Raw genomic sequence first — 13,819 nt, forward strand, 5'->3', positions numbered from 1 at the left:
AGCCTATCGTGACGGAGGGCACAATCCCAATGCCTGCGGTTGTGCGGGAATACACCCGCGGCACTTGTGGCACATAATCTGCTTCATTTGCCGCGAGCTTCCTGGTCGTTCCTGACCGAGAGTATGGGGTCCGATCCCGCCTAGGGGGATAGGGACTGGGGCTCAGGGGGCATCACACGGTTAGCTAACCAAAACAGAGGAACCACCATGAAGAACATGCAAAAGGGCTTTACCCTGATCGAACTGATGATCGTGGTTGCGATTATCGCGATCCTCGCCGCCATCGCCATCCCGGCCTATCAGGATTACCTGGTTCGTTCGCAGGTGTCCGAAGGCGCCACACTCAGCGACGGCGCCAAGACCGCGGTCGCCGAGTACTACGCGAACCACGGCAACTTCCCGCCGAACAACGCCTCGGCCGGCCTGCCTACCGCCGCCGCATCCATTTCGGGCAAGTACGTCAAAGATGTGACCATCACGGCCGGCATCATCACCGCCAACTTCGGCAACCAGTCCAGCAGCAAGATTGCCAGCAAGGCGTTTGTGCTGTCGGCGGTGGACAACGGCGGCAGCATCAACTGGACCTGCGCCACCAAGTCCACGGTCGACCAGAAATATCTGCCCAGCTCCTGCCGCAAGTGATCTGCTGACATCAGCAGTAAAGATCTACCTGGAAGGGCCGCCATGCGCGGCCCTTCTTCTTTCGGCCTCGCGTTGGGCATCATGCATTACCGCATCCGCATTCCAATGGCTCTCGCCCTTTTGCTGTCGGCGCTGCTGCTCGCACTGATCGTCTACTGGCCGGGCCTGCAGGGAAGCTTTCTGTTTGACGACTTTGGCAGTCTGCCGGCCCTGGGCAACAGCGGGCCGATCGATCACTGGGATGTATTCTGGCGCTACATCACGTCGGGCAAGGCGGATCCCACGGGCAGACCACTGACCCTGCTGACCTTTCTGCTCGACGCGCACAACTGGCCGGCCGATCCCTATCCGTTCAAGCGCACCAACCTGCTGCTTCACTTGGCCAATGGAAGCCTGCTCTATCTGCTGCTGGCCGCGCTCGGCCAGCGGTTGGGGCACGACTTGCGGCGCGCACGACTTGCCGCCGCGCTAGGCAGCACGTTATGGCTGCTGCACCCGCTGCTGGTCTCGACCACGTTGTATATCGTCCAGCGGGAAGCGATGCTGCCAGCGACCTGCGGCATGGCCGGACTGCTGCTGTGGTTGCACGGTCGTCAGCGGCTGGAGGACAACCGGCGGGGTGCGGGCCTGGTCTGGTGTGCGCTGGGCTTGGGTAGCTTTACCTTGCTCGGGGTACTGGCCAAGGCCAATGGAGCGCTGTTGCCGCTTTACGCGTTGCTGATCGAGGTGATCGTGCTGGCGCCGCGCTGGCCGCTGCCGGCCCGGGCGGGCCGAGCCTATCGTCTTTTCCTGCTGCTATTCACCATCGTCCCCGCCGCCGCCTTCCTTGGCTATCTCGGCTGGACCGCAATCCACGGCATGCTGGTTGGCGGCACCCCGGGAATACGCCCATGGAGCTACGCCCAAAGGCTGTTGACCGAGCCGCGCGTGCTGCTGGACTACCTGCGCCTGCTGTGGCTGCCGCGACCGTTTTCCAGCGGGCTGTTCAACGACCAGTACGTGGCCTCGACCTCGTGGCTGCATCCAGCCACGACGCTCCCCGCGATGCTCGCGGTGTTCGTGCTGATCGCGGGCGCCTGGTGGCAACGCCGGCGATACCCGGCGCTGGCGCTGGCGATATTGTTCTATTTCGCGGGCCAGTTGCTGGAATCCACCTCGATTCCACTGGAACTGTATTTCGAGCATCGCAACTATTTGCCGGCGATGCTGATGTTCTGGCCGTTGGGCCTGTGGCTAGCCGATACGCGGAGCCTGCTGGTGCTCAAACGCGCGCTGATGCTGGCGCTACCGCTGGCACTGGCCTGGATGACCCATACCCGCGCCGAGCTATGGGGCAACCCGCAGGCGCAGGCTTTGATCTGGGCCCGTATCAATCCCGATTCACCACGCGCCCAAGCCAACGCAGCCGATGTCGAGATGCGTACAGGACATCCGCAGGATGCCATTCGTCGCTTGCAGCAACTGCTTGCGAAACAACCCGATCAGGCCCAGCTCGTATTCAATCTGATCGATGCGCGCTGCATGACCGGCGGCATCGACTCTGGGGACATCACTGTGGCTCGCAAGGCCATGCTTGGCACGGCCAACACCGGATCGCTCCTGATTCAATGGAGCGAGCGCAGCCTGCCGCTGGCCATCTCGCTGCGCTGTCCCGGATGGAGCCCCGCGGTCCTGCTGAGCCTGATCGATGCGGGCCTCCAAAATCCGCGACTGACCGCGGCCGGCCCAAGGCAGGACCTGATCTACCTGCGGGGCCGCATCGCCCTCGCGCAACACCAGCCGGATCGAGCACTGGCCAATTTCGTCCACGCGCTCGATCTTCAGGTGCGTCCGGGCATGGCCCTGCAGGCAGCAGCCTTGCTTGGCGCCCACGAGTATCCGAAACAAGGCCTCAGTCTGCTCGACCACTATGAGCAGGTTCGTGATCAGACCATGGCTCCAAATATCGGCATGCCGATGGTCCACGCATGGGTGCTTGCCCGGCAGGATTTCTGGCCGCGCGAGGTGGACCGCTTGAGACATCAGCTTACGCTCGACGCGCGCGCCAGCAGCAACAATACTGCCGTACCTGTACCGCTCCAGAGCACAACACCCTGATGCATCCAACACCCTCTCGCCCATCCTGGCATCGGTGGATCTTGCTGGCGGCCTTCGCCGTCACGACAACCGTCTACTGGCCCGGCCTGTCAGGTGGCTTCGTATTCGACGACTTTCCCAACATTGTCGACAACCACGGCGTGCAGCCGCATGACGCCAGCCTGTCGTCACTGGTAAACGCCGCGCTGTCCTCGCCATCGAGCGAATTCAAGCGGCCGCTGGCGTCGCTGAGCTTCGCCGCCAACTACCTCGCTAGCGGGCTCGATCCGTACTGGATGAAACTGACCAACCTGGTCATCCACCTGCTCAACGGCTTGCTGGTGTTCCTGTTGACACGGGCATTGCTGCGTTCCTCGCCGGTCCCACGTTGGCCTGCTTCATTGGTAGGAGCGCACCCTGTCTACAAGAAGGGACTTCCTCCGGTCGTGCGCGACGCTCTTTTGCCAGATCACGTAGAGCCATTGCGCACAGGGTGCGCTCCTACGATCGGAGGGAGCATCCCTGAGACGCGGAGCCGCATCGGCGTCATCGCGGCCCTGGTCGCCGCCGGCTGGATGCTGCTGCCGATCAACCTCACCGGCGTGCTGTATGTCGTGCAGCGGATGGAGAGCATGGCCAACCTGTTCGTGCTGCTTGGCCTGATCGGCTATGTTGCCGGGCGCCGCCGCATGCTGGAGTGGGATTGCCCTTCAACCAGCAGCCGGGGCTTCATCCTCTGTCTTGCCAGCATCACCATCCCGGCAGCCGTCGGCATCCTGGCCAAGGAAACAGCGGTGATGTTGCCGCTGTATGCGCTGCTGATCGAGTGGATTGTGTTCGACTTTCAATCCCGGCGGAACGCTGCCCTGGAGCCAGGACCGAATGCGTTACCGCCTCCGCCGCGCGATCGTCGCGTAATCGGCCTGTTTCTGCTGGTGCTGGTGCTACCCATGATCGCGGGGCTGGCATGGTTGCTGCCGGGCATATTGAATTCAGGGGCATGGGCCAGCCGTGATTTCACCTTGACCACGCGCCTGCTCAGCGAGGCACGCATCGTAGTCGACTACATCGGGTGGACGCTGCTGCCGACCCCGGGTGCGCTCTCGTTCTATCACGACGATTTCCATATCTCGCAGGGGCTGCTGACGCCGTGGAGCACCCTGGTCAGCATCGTGTTCCTCGCCGCGTTGATCGTGCTGATGTTCTGGCTGCGCCGACGCCAGCCGCTGGCCGCACTCGGCATCGCGCTGTTCCTCGGCTGCCAGCTGCTTACCGGCACCATCCTGCCGCTGGAGCTGATTTACGAACACCGCAACTACTTCGCCAGTTTCGGCTTGCTGCTGGCCGTCGCACCCATGCTCGCCGCGCCCCGCACCGCGCCCTTCGCGCTGCCCCGTCATGTGCTGCTCGGCGGACTGATGGTGTGCTGGACGGCGCTCACCGCTTTTACGGCCTACGCATGGAGCAATCCGCTGCGGCTTGCCGAGGATCTTGCCAGCCGCGCGCCGCGATCGCCGCGCGCACAGTACGAACTGGGCCGCACCTACATCATCTATTCCCGCTACGACCCGGCTTCCCCATTCACGAAACTGGTTTATGCGCCGCTGGAAAGAGCTGCCGCGCTGCCGGATTCTTCGATCTTGCCCGAACAGGCGCTGATCTTCATGAATGCGCGCATGCACTTGCCGATCAAGGATGCGTGGTGGATCAGCATGATCGCCAAACTGAAGGCACACAAACCCGGCGTGCAAGACGAAAGCTCCCTGGCGGCGCTGACGCAGTGCGTACGGGAGCAGCGCTGCGACCTGCCCCAGGCTCCCATGACGGCAGCGTTCCTGGCGGCGCTGGCACATCCGGGTTCCAGCCCGCGCCTGCTCGCCACGTATGGCGACTACGCCTGGAACGTACTGGACGACCATGCGCTTGGTGAGCGCATGATCCAGGACGCCGTCAACGGCAGCCCGAATGAGCCTGCGTACCAGATTACCCTGATTCGCATGCTGGCGGCGCAAGGCCGAAGGGCCGAAGCCGAACACGCACTACAGCAGCTCGCTGCCTTGAACATCGGCGGCAGGCTGGATCATGACCTGTCTACCCTGCATACCCTGCCGGGTCTCAAATAACCGGCACGGACACCAAGGCAGTGCAGGGATTTCATTCCCGCGCCAACCCTTTATCCTTGGTCTCTAATCGTCAGGTCATATGGCAAACCAGATACCTATGAAAGCAGTCATCCTCGCAGGCGGTCTGGGCACACGAATCAGTGAAGAGACCGTAGTGCGCCCCAAGCCGATGATCGACATCGGCGGCAAGCCCGTGCTCTGGCATATCCTGAAGATCTACTCGCAGTACGGGATCAACGACTTCATCATCTGCCTGGGCTACAAGGGCTACATGGTCAAGGAGTATTTCGCGAACTATTTCCTGCACACCTCGGACGTTACCTTCGATCTGGCCAACAACCGCATGGACGTGCACCATCAGCATGCCGAGCCGTGGCGGGTCACCCTGGTCGATACCGGCGACCAGACCCAAACCGGTGGTCGACTGAAGCGCGTTGAAAATTACCTGGACGGCGAGACGTTCTGTTTCACCTACGGCGACGGCCTCGCCGATATCGACATCACCGCGCAACTGGACTTCCACAGGGCCAGGGCAAGCCTGGCCACCATGTGCGCGGTGCAGCCGCCGGGCCGCTTCGGTGCCATCGATATCCAGGACCACCGGATCACCCGCTTCGAGGAAAAGCCTTCGGGCGATGGCTCATGGATCAACGGCGGCTTTTTCATCCTTGAGCCCGCCGTGCTCGACTACATCAAGAGCGACGCCACGATCTGGGAGCGCGACCCGCTCGAGGCGCTGGCGCGTGATGGCCAGCTTTCCGCGTACACGCACAACGGGTTCTGGCAGCCGATGGATACGCTGCGTGACAAGCTGAAACTCGAGGAGCTCTGGCAAAACGGCGATGCCCCATGGAAAGTCTGGCCTTGAACGATCTGTTTGGAGGCGTCTACGCCGGACGACGGGTGCTGGTCAGCGGCCATACCGGTTTCAAGGGCTCATGGCTGTGTCTGTGGCTGACCGCGCTGGGCGCACGTGTTACGGGGCTGGCCCTGGCACCTGACACTGAACCGGCGCACTGGAACCTGCTTGGCCTGAGCGAAGTGGAGGACTTGCACGTGGATCTGCGCGACGCAGCAGCGGTGCGGCAGACCCTGCAGCACGCGCAGCCGGAAATCATCTTCCACCTGGCCGCCCAACCCCTGGTCCGCCGCAGTTATCGCGAACCGGTCGTCACCTTCGACACCAATGTGCTCGGCCTGGTCAACCTGCTCGAAGCTGTGCGCGCCACCCCGTCGGTGCGCGCCCTGGTCAACGCCACCACCGACAAGGTCTATCTGGAACAGACCACTGATGGTGGCTACAGGGAAGATCACCCGCTGGGTGGCCATGACCCCTACAGCACGTCCAAGGCCTGCGCCGAGCTGGTGACGGAGTGCTATCGCAAGAGCTTCTTTCTCGACGCCGGCCCTCGTGTCGCTACGGCGCGCGCGGGCAATGTCATCGGCGGTGGTGACTGGTCGGAGGATCGGCTGGTGCCGGATCTGGTGCGTGCCGCGTCCACCGGTTCGACCCTGCAGATCCGGAATCCCGACGCGGTTCGCCCGTGGCAGCACGTGCTTGAGCCGCTGTCAGGCTACCTCAGGCTGGGCGCGCTGCTGCTGGCAGGCGAGGCAGTCGAGGGGCCCTGGAACTTTGGGCCCTCCGCCGACGCCACGCTGCCGGTACAGGCGCTGGTCTCGTTGATGCAGTCGCACTGGCCGGCGCTGCGCAGTGCGCACCAACCGGGACCGCACCCGCACGAGGCCAACATCCTGCAACTGGATTCCTCCAGGGCGAAACAGCAGCTTGGCTGGCAGCCGGTGTGGGACGCGGACACCACGCTGCAGTCGACCATCCAGTGGTATCGGGAGTACTACGAACAAAGCCACTTGCTCAGCCGCGAGAACCTGCAGGCCTACGTGGACTCGGCTCACGCGGCCGGACTGGAATGGGCCGCATGAAGTTCCTCACCACTCCCCTGGCCGGCCTCACCCTGATCGAGACGACGCGCATCGAGGACGAGCGCGGCCAGTTCTCCCGGGTTTTCTGCGAAGCCGAATGCGCCGCCCTGCGACCCGGCCTGCACTGGGCACAGATCAACGTTTCCAGGACCTATCACCGGGGAACCGTCCGCGGCATGCATTTCCAGTATCCACCGGCCGCGGAAGCGAAGCTGATCCGCTGCCTGCGCGGTCGCGTATTCGATATCGCGGTCGACCTGCGCGCCGACTCACCGACCTTCCTGCGCTGGCACGGCGTTGAACTGGATGAGGATGGGAAGACCCAGCTCTTCATCCCGGAAGGCTTCGCCCATGGTTTTCAGGCGCTCAGCGACGACGCGCAATTGCTGTACCTGCACAGCGCGGCATGGAATCGTGAGAAGGAGGGCGGACTGCACCACGACGATCCAGCGATCGCCATTACCTGGCCCTTGCCGGTGACGCAGGTTTCCAGCAGGGATCAGCAACTTCCATCGGTGAAAGACACCGGGTTCGCGGGAATCCAGCCATGAAATGCCGTTACTGCGCCACACCGCTGCACGATGTCTTCCTCGATCTCGGCAGCGCACCACCCTCCAATGCATTCCTGACGGCGGATGCCCTCAGCGCACCGGAGGCCTGGTTTCCGCTGAAATTGTTCACCTGCCGGAACTGCCTGCTGGTGCAGGTGGACGAGGTGCAGTCACACGCCGCGCTGTTTGCTGCCGACTACGTTTACCACTCCTCGTTTTCGCGCTCGTGGCTCGCCCATGCCGAACGTTACGTCGAGCACGCCACCGCGCGACTGGCGCTGGGCCGCGACAGCCTGGTGATGGAGATCGCATCCAACGACGGCTATCTGCTGCAATACATCACTGCCCGCGGCATTCCTTGCGTCGGCATCGAACCCACCCACGGCACCGCCCACGTGGCGCGCGAGAAAGGGATCGAGACGCTGGAGCGCTTCTTTGGCCGCGAGTTTGCCGCCGAGTTCGTGCGCGAGCGCCGCGCGGCCGATCTGATCGTGGCGAACAATGTGCTGGCCCATGTGCCTGACATCAACGACTTTGTCGCCGGTCTGGCGCTGGCACTGGCGGACGAAGGCACGATCACGGTGGAGTTTCCACATCTACTGGAACTGGTGGCGAAGCGCCAGTTCGACACCGTCTATCACGAGCATTTCTCGTATTTTTCCCTGCATACCGTGCAGCAGATCTTCGCGGCACACGGGCTAAAGCTGTGGGACGTGGAACAACTACCCACCCATGGCGGGTCGCTGCGCCTGTGGGCCGCTCATGTCAACAGCCAACATGCAGAGATGCCTGCCGTGTCGGCACTGCTGCGCATCGAGGCCGCGGCAGGCATGCAGGGGATTGCCTACTATCAAGGGTTCCAGGCACAGGCCGATGCAGTCAAGAACGACTGCCTGGCCTTTCTGCTGGAACAGCGACGCGCCGGGCGCACCGTCGCCGGCTACGGCGCGGCGGCCAAGGGCAATACCCTGCTGAACTATGCCGGGGTGCGGCCAGACCTGCTGCCTTACGTGGTCGACGCCTCGCCGCACAAACAGGGACACTGGTTGCCCGGCTCGCGAATTCCCGTCGTCGCCGAATCCCACCTGCGCGAACAACGTCCTGACTTCGTGCTGATCCTGCCGTGGAACCTGCGCGAGGAAATCACCAGCCAGCTCAGCTACATTCGGGAATGGGGTGGCCAGTTTGTTGTCGCCGTCCCGCAATTGGCCATCCTGTGAACACCGAATTGAAGTCGCGAATCCATTACACCAAGCCATCGATCACCTCGCTGGAAATTGGCTACGCCACCGATGCTGCCAGCAACGGCTGGGGTGAGCGCTGCTACGACTACATCCACCGCTTCGAAGCGATGTTTAGTGAGCATCTGGGCGTGAAGCATGCCATCGCCACGTCGAGTGCCACCGGCGCACTGCACCTGGGCATGGCGGCCATGGGTATCGGTGCGGGCGACGAAGTGGTACTCGGCGATATCAACTGGATTGCCTCGGCGGCACCCATCATCCACCTTGGTGCAACTCCCGTGCTGGTCGACGTGCTGGCCGACAGCTGGTGCCTGAATCCAGCAGCGGTGGAAGCTGCGATCACGCCGAGAACCAAGGCAATACTCGCAGTGCATCTGTACGGCAACTTGTGCGACATGGACGCGTTGCGGGAAATCGGTCAGCGTCACGGCATTCCGGTGATCGAGGACGCCGCAGAGGCGATCGGCTCGATCTGGCATGGACATCGCGCGGGCTCCATGGGCATCTTCGGCGCGTTCTCCTTCCACGGCACGAAGACCGTGACCACTGGCGAAGGCGGCGTCTTCGTCACCGACGACGATGCGTTGTACGAACGGACACTGACCTTGTCCAACCATGGAAGGGCGCGCGGCGAGACAAAGCAGTTCTGGCCCGAGACCATCGGCTTCAAGTACAAGATGTCAAACCTGCAGGCCGCCGTTGGCTGTGGTCAGATGGAGCGCGCCGATGAACTGATCGCCGGCAAGCGCAGGGTTTTCGATTACTACCGCAACGCCTTGCGCGCACTGCCTCTTCGGATGAACCCTGAGCCAGCCGATACAACCAATGGCTACTGGATGCCAACCATTGTCGTCAATGACGACGTGCCGTTTGACCGTGCGGCACTGTTGGAGGCCTTCAAGACGGACAATATCGACGGCCGGGTATTCTTCTGGCCACTGTCATCGCTGCCCTCGTTCCGGCCTTGCCCCGAGCACGCCGTGAGTCATTCGCTCTCGGGCAGAGCGATGAACCTGCCCAGCTATCACGACATGACGGAAGAGGAACAGGATCGAGTTATCGCCTGCGTAAGCAGACTTGTGGCGGCCGGGTCATGAGAGACGTAATTCTCTGGGGCGGTACGGGGCAGGCGCGCGTCTTGCGCGAAGCATTGCCCTGCGCCGATTTCCGCATACTCGCTGTATTCGACAACCGACCCATCCCCTCACCTTTCCCGGATGTTCCGATCTATCTCGGTGAGGAAGGGCTGCGTTCATGGCTGGCTGCACGGACCGAGGCGATAGAGGTTCGTGCTTGCGTGGCAATCGGGGGCCATCGGGGGAGCGACCGCGTGCTCCTTCAGGAATGGCTTCAGCAGCAGGGCATGCAGCCGCTGACCGTGATTCATCCGCGCGCTTTTGTCGCGGCCGATGCGGAGATCGGCGATGGTGCTCAAATTCTGGCGATGTCGGCCATTTGCGCCAACGTGAAGCTTGGACGCGGGGTTATCGTCAATACGTCTGCCTCGATCGACCACGACTGCGTAATCGGCGAGGGTGTCCACGTGGGCCCGGGCGCTAATCTGGCAGGTGAAGTACGAGTTGAGGACTATGCATTCATTGGTGTCGGGGCAGTCGTGTCGCCAGGACTGAAGATAGGTCGCAGCGCAATCGTCGGAGCCGGCGCCGTGGTTATTCGTGATGTCGCGGCCGATGAAGTCGTGGCCGGTAATCCCGCAAGAAGCCTTCGGCGCTGACTTGCTCCAAGTAACATCCCGCAACGCAAATCGCTGGAAGATCAGATGAACGCCATAGAAGAATTCGAACGCGAGCGCAGAAAAAATATTGCCAATCTGGGACAGGACCAAGTGTTGAAGGATCGTGCATTCCAGTGGTTCCAGCACTCCCTTCAGCATAAATATTCTTACAATTTCTCGTCGCTTGGTCGTCCGATCATCCAGTATCCACAGGACATGGTGGCGATGCAGGAACTGGTCTGGCAGGTCAGGCCCGACCTCATCATTGAGACGGGAATCGCCCATGGCGGGTCTCTGATCCTCAATGCGTCGATGCTCGCATTGCTCGACTACTGCGACGCAGTCGAGAGCGGCCAGACGCTCGACCCCAAGGCCACCCGCCGCCGCGTGCTCGGCATCGACATCGACATTCGCGCGCACAACCGTGCCGCCATCGAGGCGCATCCGATGTCGCACCGGATCGACATGATCCAGGGCTCGTCGATCGCTCCCGACGTGATTGCCCAGGTCCACCGCCTCGCCAAGGATCACCAGCGTATCCTGGTGATCCTCGACTCCAACCATACCCACGATCACGTACTTGCCGAGCTCGAGGCCTATGCGCCACTGACCTCCCCGGGCAGCTACTGCATCGTGTTCGATACCGTGGTGGAGGATTTGCCGGACGCCATGTTCCCGAATCGTCCATGGGGCAAGGGCAACAACCCCAAGACCGCCGTGTGGGAATACCTGCGCCGGCTGAAGGAGGAAAACCGTTCGGCCGCCGATGATGCCCCGCTGGCCTTTGAAGTCGACAGCGCACTGGAATGCAAACTGCTCATCACGGTGGCACCGAACGGCTACCTGCGCCGCGTCTAGCGCCTCGCCCATGCCCACACTACGCACGAATATCCTGGCGAACTATGCCGGGCAGGTATGGATGGCCCTGATGGGGGTCGTGTTTATACCGCTGTACATCAAGGTGCTCGGCATGGAAGCGTTCGGTCTGGTCGGCCTGATGCTCAGCATCCAGGCGCTGTCCATGCTATTCGACCTGGGCATGGGCGGCGTGCTGAACCGTGAACTGGCGAGGCGCGCGCACGACTCCCGCGCCGCGCATACGCTCGACGACCTGGTGCGCACGTTCGAGTGGCTGGTGTGGCCTATCGCGCTGATGATCGTCACCGCGGTCTGGCTCGCCAGCAGCCCGCTGGCGAATCGCTGGCTGCACCCCGAACAGCTGAGCCGCGCGGCAACCGCGCATGCCATCGCGATCATGGGGCTGGCGGTAGCCTTGCAGTGGCCCAGCAGTTTCTACGCCAATGGACTGTCCGGACTCGAGCGGCAGCCAGCACTCAACCTGATCAATGCCGGATTCGCCACCTTGCGCGGTGCCGGTGTGCTGGCAGTGCTGTATTGGGTCTCACCCACGATCAGCGCCTTCATGTGGTGGTACGCCGCGATGGGCGCCTGCCAGTCTCTGGTTTCTGCCGCGACGCTGTGGCGCATGTTGCCGACCAACCCGCAACGAAGGGCAGCCTTCCGCGCCGAAGAACTCCGTGCTGCCGGGCGCTTCGCCGGCGGCCTGGTCGCCATCATGGCCTTGGCGGTCATGCTCTCCCAGCTTGATCGCATCGTGATATCAGCCATGCTGCCACTGGCTGAACTCGGTTACTTCAGCCTGGCGATGAGTATCGCCGCCGGCATGGGCCGCATGATCCAGCCGATGTTCAACGCGCTGTACCCGCGCTACAGCCGACTTGTGTCGTTGCGCCAGCAGGAGTCTCTGACTCACCTCTACCATCTGAGCAATCAATGCCTGGCGGTCGTCGCCGCCGCCGTTGCCGCGGTGCTGATAGTGTTTGGCCGCGATGTGATCTACCTGTGGACCGGCAACCCCGCCACGGCAGCGAAGCTCGCACTGCCACTGTCGATTCTCGTTGCCGGCACGGCGCTCAATGGTTTGATGAACCTGCCCTACGCGCTGCAGCTGGCTCACGGCTGGACCCGACTTGCCGTTGGCGCAAACCTCGTGGCACTGGCCCTCGGCATCCCCTTCTGCATCTGGGCCGTCGCGCACCATGGCATCGTAGGCGCCGCCTGGCTCTGGTTTGCCACCAATCTTGCTTTCGTCACGATCAGCATTCCGCTGATGCATCGGCGCCTGCTGCGAGGAGAAATGGCTCGCTGGTACGTTCGGGACATGCTGCCACCGGCCATCGCCGCCGCCGCGTGTGTGTTGGTAGTCGGCAAGCTGCTTCCGGCATTGTCACGCAGCTATGAGGGGATCTTCCTGCTGGCCATGGTGAGTGTCGCAACGTTGCTGTCAGCGGCCCTGGCGGCTCCTCTGGTGCGTGAGATGCTGCGGCGACAGCTGGGCGAATGGCTCGCCTCGCACCGCTGAACCCGTTCGGGCGACACCATCCCTCAAGACGGCCTTTGCACCAGGTGACCGTAACGCGCCTCCAGATCAGCACGCGATGCGACCAGATGGCGCTCCCACGCACGGTAGGCACCCGCGTAGAGCCGCTGCAAGCGGGGCACGCTTTCGCAGAGCGAGGCGAGGAACCTCAACGTCCAGGGCCATCTCTTTCTACCGTAGTAACCTTGCAACGCCTGCGCCGCCTCGCGTGCAAAATCGTAGCGTCCTGCCGCCAGCGCATTTGCGCCACGCCGGAACAACATGCGCTGCGCATCATGGTGCAAGGCAGCCAGTGCTGCGTTCCTGCTTTCCTCATCGAGTGACTCGTTGGCCTCGATGTTGAGAAACATCTTCTGCCAGCCGGGCCAGAACGCGGAAAGCGGTTGCGTGGCACTGAACGAATCGTTGTTGAGCATGTATACCGCCGACGGATGCTTGCTGAGCACAAAGGGATGGGACGCCGCCACCCTCAGCATGAAATCCAGATCGGATGGCCCCAGCGTCGCCTGATCGATAAAGCCCACGCGCTCGAGTACCTCCCGCCGGAACACGATGCCAGTCCACACGGGTGCCATGCCATGCATCATCGCCATCAGCCCTTGTGGCGGATTGAACAGCCCCTCCCTCGGCCAGCGATCGACGCGGGCATCCCAGATGACTCCGTGCTCATCCACACTCAGCGTCGTGCCGGCCCAGAACATCGCTTCGGGATGCTCCGCCAGGCTGGCAATTGCGTGCTCGTAGAAACCCGGCAACAGATAATCGTCGTCGGACAGGATCGAGAAGAACGGCGTATCGACGCTGCGCATGGCAAAGTCGAAATTAGCTCCAGCACCAAGATTGCTTGGGTGGCAGTGATACTTGATCCGACCATGGCTGCGCGCCAGGCGGTTGACAACGTCCGCCGTATCGTCACCCGAACAATTGTCGAACACGGAAACACATACGTCGACGCCTTGCTGTTCTATCGCACTGGCGATCGCACGCTGCAACAGCGCAGGCCTCCGGTAGGTCGGAATGATCGTGCTGATCAGGGGGGTAATCGCTTCATTCATGCGCTGTGATGGTTGCGGCGAGGTTGGCAGACTAGCTTATCTTCCATCCTG

Annotated in this window: 12 protein-coding genes; 11 read left to right on the top strand and 1 reads right to left on the bottom strand. The window is 62.5% G+C overall.

Features of this window, described 5'->3' with window-relative positions:
• The first annotated feature begins 207 nt into the window (after nucleotides 1–207).
• The 11 genes from ACFPPA_RS12865 to ACFPPA_RS12915 all read left to right on the top strand — a co-directional run bounded on the left by ACFPPA_RS12865 (nucleotide 208) and on the right by ACFPPA_RS12915 (nucleotide 12,695).
• Nucleotides 208–642 carry a pilin gene (locus ACFPPA_RS12865; protein ID WP_377320452.1) on the top strand — a complete coding sequence of 145 codons (435 nt, stop codon included), beginning with the start codon at nucleotides 208–210 and terminating at the stop codon, nucleotides 640–642.
• A gap of 42 nt (nucleotides 643–684) precedes the next feature.
• Nucleotides 685–2,739 carry a tetratricopeptide repeat protein gene (locus ACFPPA_RS12870; protein ID WP_377320454.1) on the top strand — a complete coding sequence of 685 codons (2,055 nt, stop codon included), beginning with the start codon at nucleotides 685–687 and terminating at the stop codon, nucleotides 2,737–2,739.
• Nucleotides 2,739–4,841 (top strand): tetratricopeptide repeat protein, encoded by a 2,103-nt coding sequence (locus ACFPPA_RS12875; RefSeq protein WP_377320717.1) that lies wholly within the window; start codon nucleotides 2,739–2,741, stop codon nucleotides 4,839–4,841. The genes ACFPPA_RS12870 and ACFPPA_RS12875 overlap by 1 nt, the downstream gene beginning before the upstream one ends.
• Nucleotides 4,842–4,938: 97 nt before the next feature.
• Entirely contained in the window at nucleotides 4,939–5,709 is a 771-nt protein-coding gene (gene rfbF / locus ACFPPA_RS12880) for a glucose-1-phosphate cytidylyltransferase (RefSeq protein WP_377320456.1), read from the top strand.
• A complete protein-coding gene (gene rfbG, locus ACFPPA_RS12885; protein ID WP_377320458.1) occupies nucleotides 5,706–6,782 on the top strand; it encodes a CDP-glucose 4,6-dehydratase in 1,077 nt (358 codons plus the stop codon). Before rfbF ends, rfbG begins: the two co-directional genes overlap by 4 nt.
• Nucleotides 6,779–7,333 carry a dTDP-4-dehydrorhamnose 3,5-epimerase gene (gene rfbC, locus ACFPPA_RS12890; protein WP_377320459.1) on the top strand — a complete coding sequence of 185 codons (555 nt, stop codon included), beginning with the start codon at nucleotides 6,779–6,781 and terminating at the stop codon, nucleotides 7,331–7,333. The genes rfbG and rfbC overlap by 4 nt, the downstream gene beginning before the upstream one ends.
• The gene (locus ACFPPA_RS12895; protein ID WP_377320460.1) at nucleotides 7,330–8,553 is read left to right on the top strand and encodes a methyltransferase domain-containing protein; all 1,224 of its coding nucleotides are present in this window, start codon (nucleotides 7,330–7,332) and stop codon (nucleotides 8,551–8,553) included. The genes rfbC and ACFPPA_RS12895 overlap by 4 nt, the downstream gene beginning before the upstream one ends.
• The gene (locus tag ACFPPA_RS12900; RefSeq protein ID WP_377320462.1) at nucleotides 8,550–9,674 is read left to right on the top strand and encodes a DegT/DnrJ/EryC1/StrS family aminotransferase; all 1,125 of its coding nucleotides are present in this window, start codon (nucleotides 8,550–8,552) and stop codon (nucleotides 9,672–9,674) included. Before ACFPPA_RS12895 ends, ACFPPA_RS12900 begins: the two co-directional genes overlap by 4 nt.
• Nucleotides 9,671–10,312 (top strand): acetyltransferase, encoded by a 642-nt coding sequence (locus tag ACFPPA_RS12905; protein WP_377320464.1) that lies wholly within the window; start codon nucleotides 9,671–9,673, stop codon nucleotides 10,310–10,312. Before ACFPPA_RS12900 ends, ACFPPA_RS12905 begins: the two co-directional genes overlap by 4 nt.
• A 45-nt stretch (nucleotides 10,313–10,357) precedes the next feature.
• Nucleotides 10,358–11,170 carry a cephalosporin hydroxylase family protein gene (locus tag ACFPPA_RS12910; RefSeq protein ID WP_377320466.1) on the top strand — a complete coding sequence of 271 codons (813 nt, stop codon included), beginning with the start codon at nucleotides 10,358–10,360 and terminating at the stop codon, nucleotides 11,168–11,170.
• A 10-nt stretch (nucleotides 11,171–11,180) separates the two neighbouring features.
• Entirely contained in the window at nucleotides 11,181–12,695 is a 1,515-nt protein-coding gene (locus ACFPPA_RS12915) for a lipopolysaccharide biosynthesis protein (protein WP_377320468.1), read from the top strand.
• 23 nt (nucleotides 12,696–12,718) lie between these two features.
• On the opposite strand, the gene ACFPPA_RS12920 is transcribed toward ACFPPA_RS12915, so the two are convergent.
• Nucleotides 12,719–13,768, bottom strand: a complete 1,050-nt coding sequence (locus ACFPPA_RS12920) for a glycosyltransferase family 2 protein (protein WP_377320469.1) — start codon at nucleotides 13,766–13,768, stop codon at nucleotides 12,719–12,721.
• Nucleotides 13,769–13,819 lie beyond the last annotated feature (51 nt).

Source organism: Rhodanobacter ginsengisoli (assembly GCF_042657065.1).
GTDB lineage: Bacteria > Pseudomonadota > Gammaproteobacteria > Xanthomonadales > Rhodanobacteraceae > Rhodanobacter > Rhodanobacter ginsengisoli.

Excerpts from the sequence above, each read along its gene's own strand:
- rfbF (WP_377320456.1), top strand. The coding sequence starts at position 4,939 with ATGAAAGCAGTCATCCTCGCAGGCGGTCTGGGCACACGAATCAGTGAA.
- ACFPPA_RS12870 (WP_377320454.1), top strand. The coding sequence starts at position 685 with ATGCGCGGCCCTTCTTCTTTCGGCCTCGCGTTGGGCATCATGCATTAC.
- ACFPPA_RS12910 (WP_377320466.1), top strand. The coding sequence starts at position 10,358 with ATGAACGCCATAGAAGAATTCGAACGCGAGCGCAGAAAAAATATTGCC.
- ACFPPA_RS12920 (WP_377320469.1), bottom strand. The coding sequence starts at position 13,768 with ATGAATGAAGCGATTACCCCCCTGATCAGCACGATCATTCCGACCTAC.
- ACFPPA_RS12875 (WP_377320717.1), top strand. The coding sequence starts at position 2,739 with ATGCATCCAACACCCTCTCGCCCATCCTGGCATCGGTGGATCTTGCTG.
- ACFPPA_RS12905 (WP_377320464.1), top strand. The coding sequence starts at position 9,671 with ATGAGAGACGTAATTCTCTGGGGCGGTACGGGGCAGGCGCGCGTCTTG.
- ACFPPA_RS12865 (WP_377320452.1), top strand. The coding sequence starts at position 208 with ATGAAGAACATGCAAAAGGGCTTTACCCTGATCGAACTGATGATCGTG.
- ACFPPA_RS12915 (WP_377320468.1), top strand. The coding sequence starts at position 11,181 with ATGCCCACACTACGCACGAATATCCTGGCGAACTATGCCGGGCAGGTA.
- ACFPPA_RS12895 (WP_377320460.1), top strand. The coding sequence starts at position 7,330 with ATGAAATGCCGTTACTGCGCCACACCGCTGCACGATGTCTTCCTCGAT.
- rfbC (WP_377320459.1), top strand. The coding sequence starts at position 6,779 with ATGAAGTTCCTCACCACTCCCCTGGCCGGCCTCACCCTGATCGAGACG.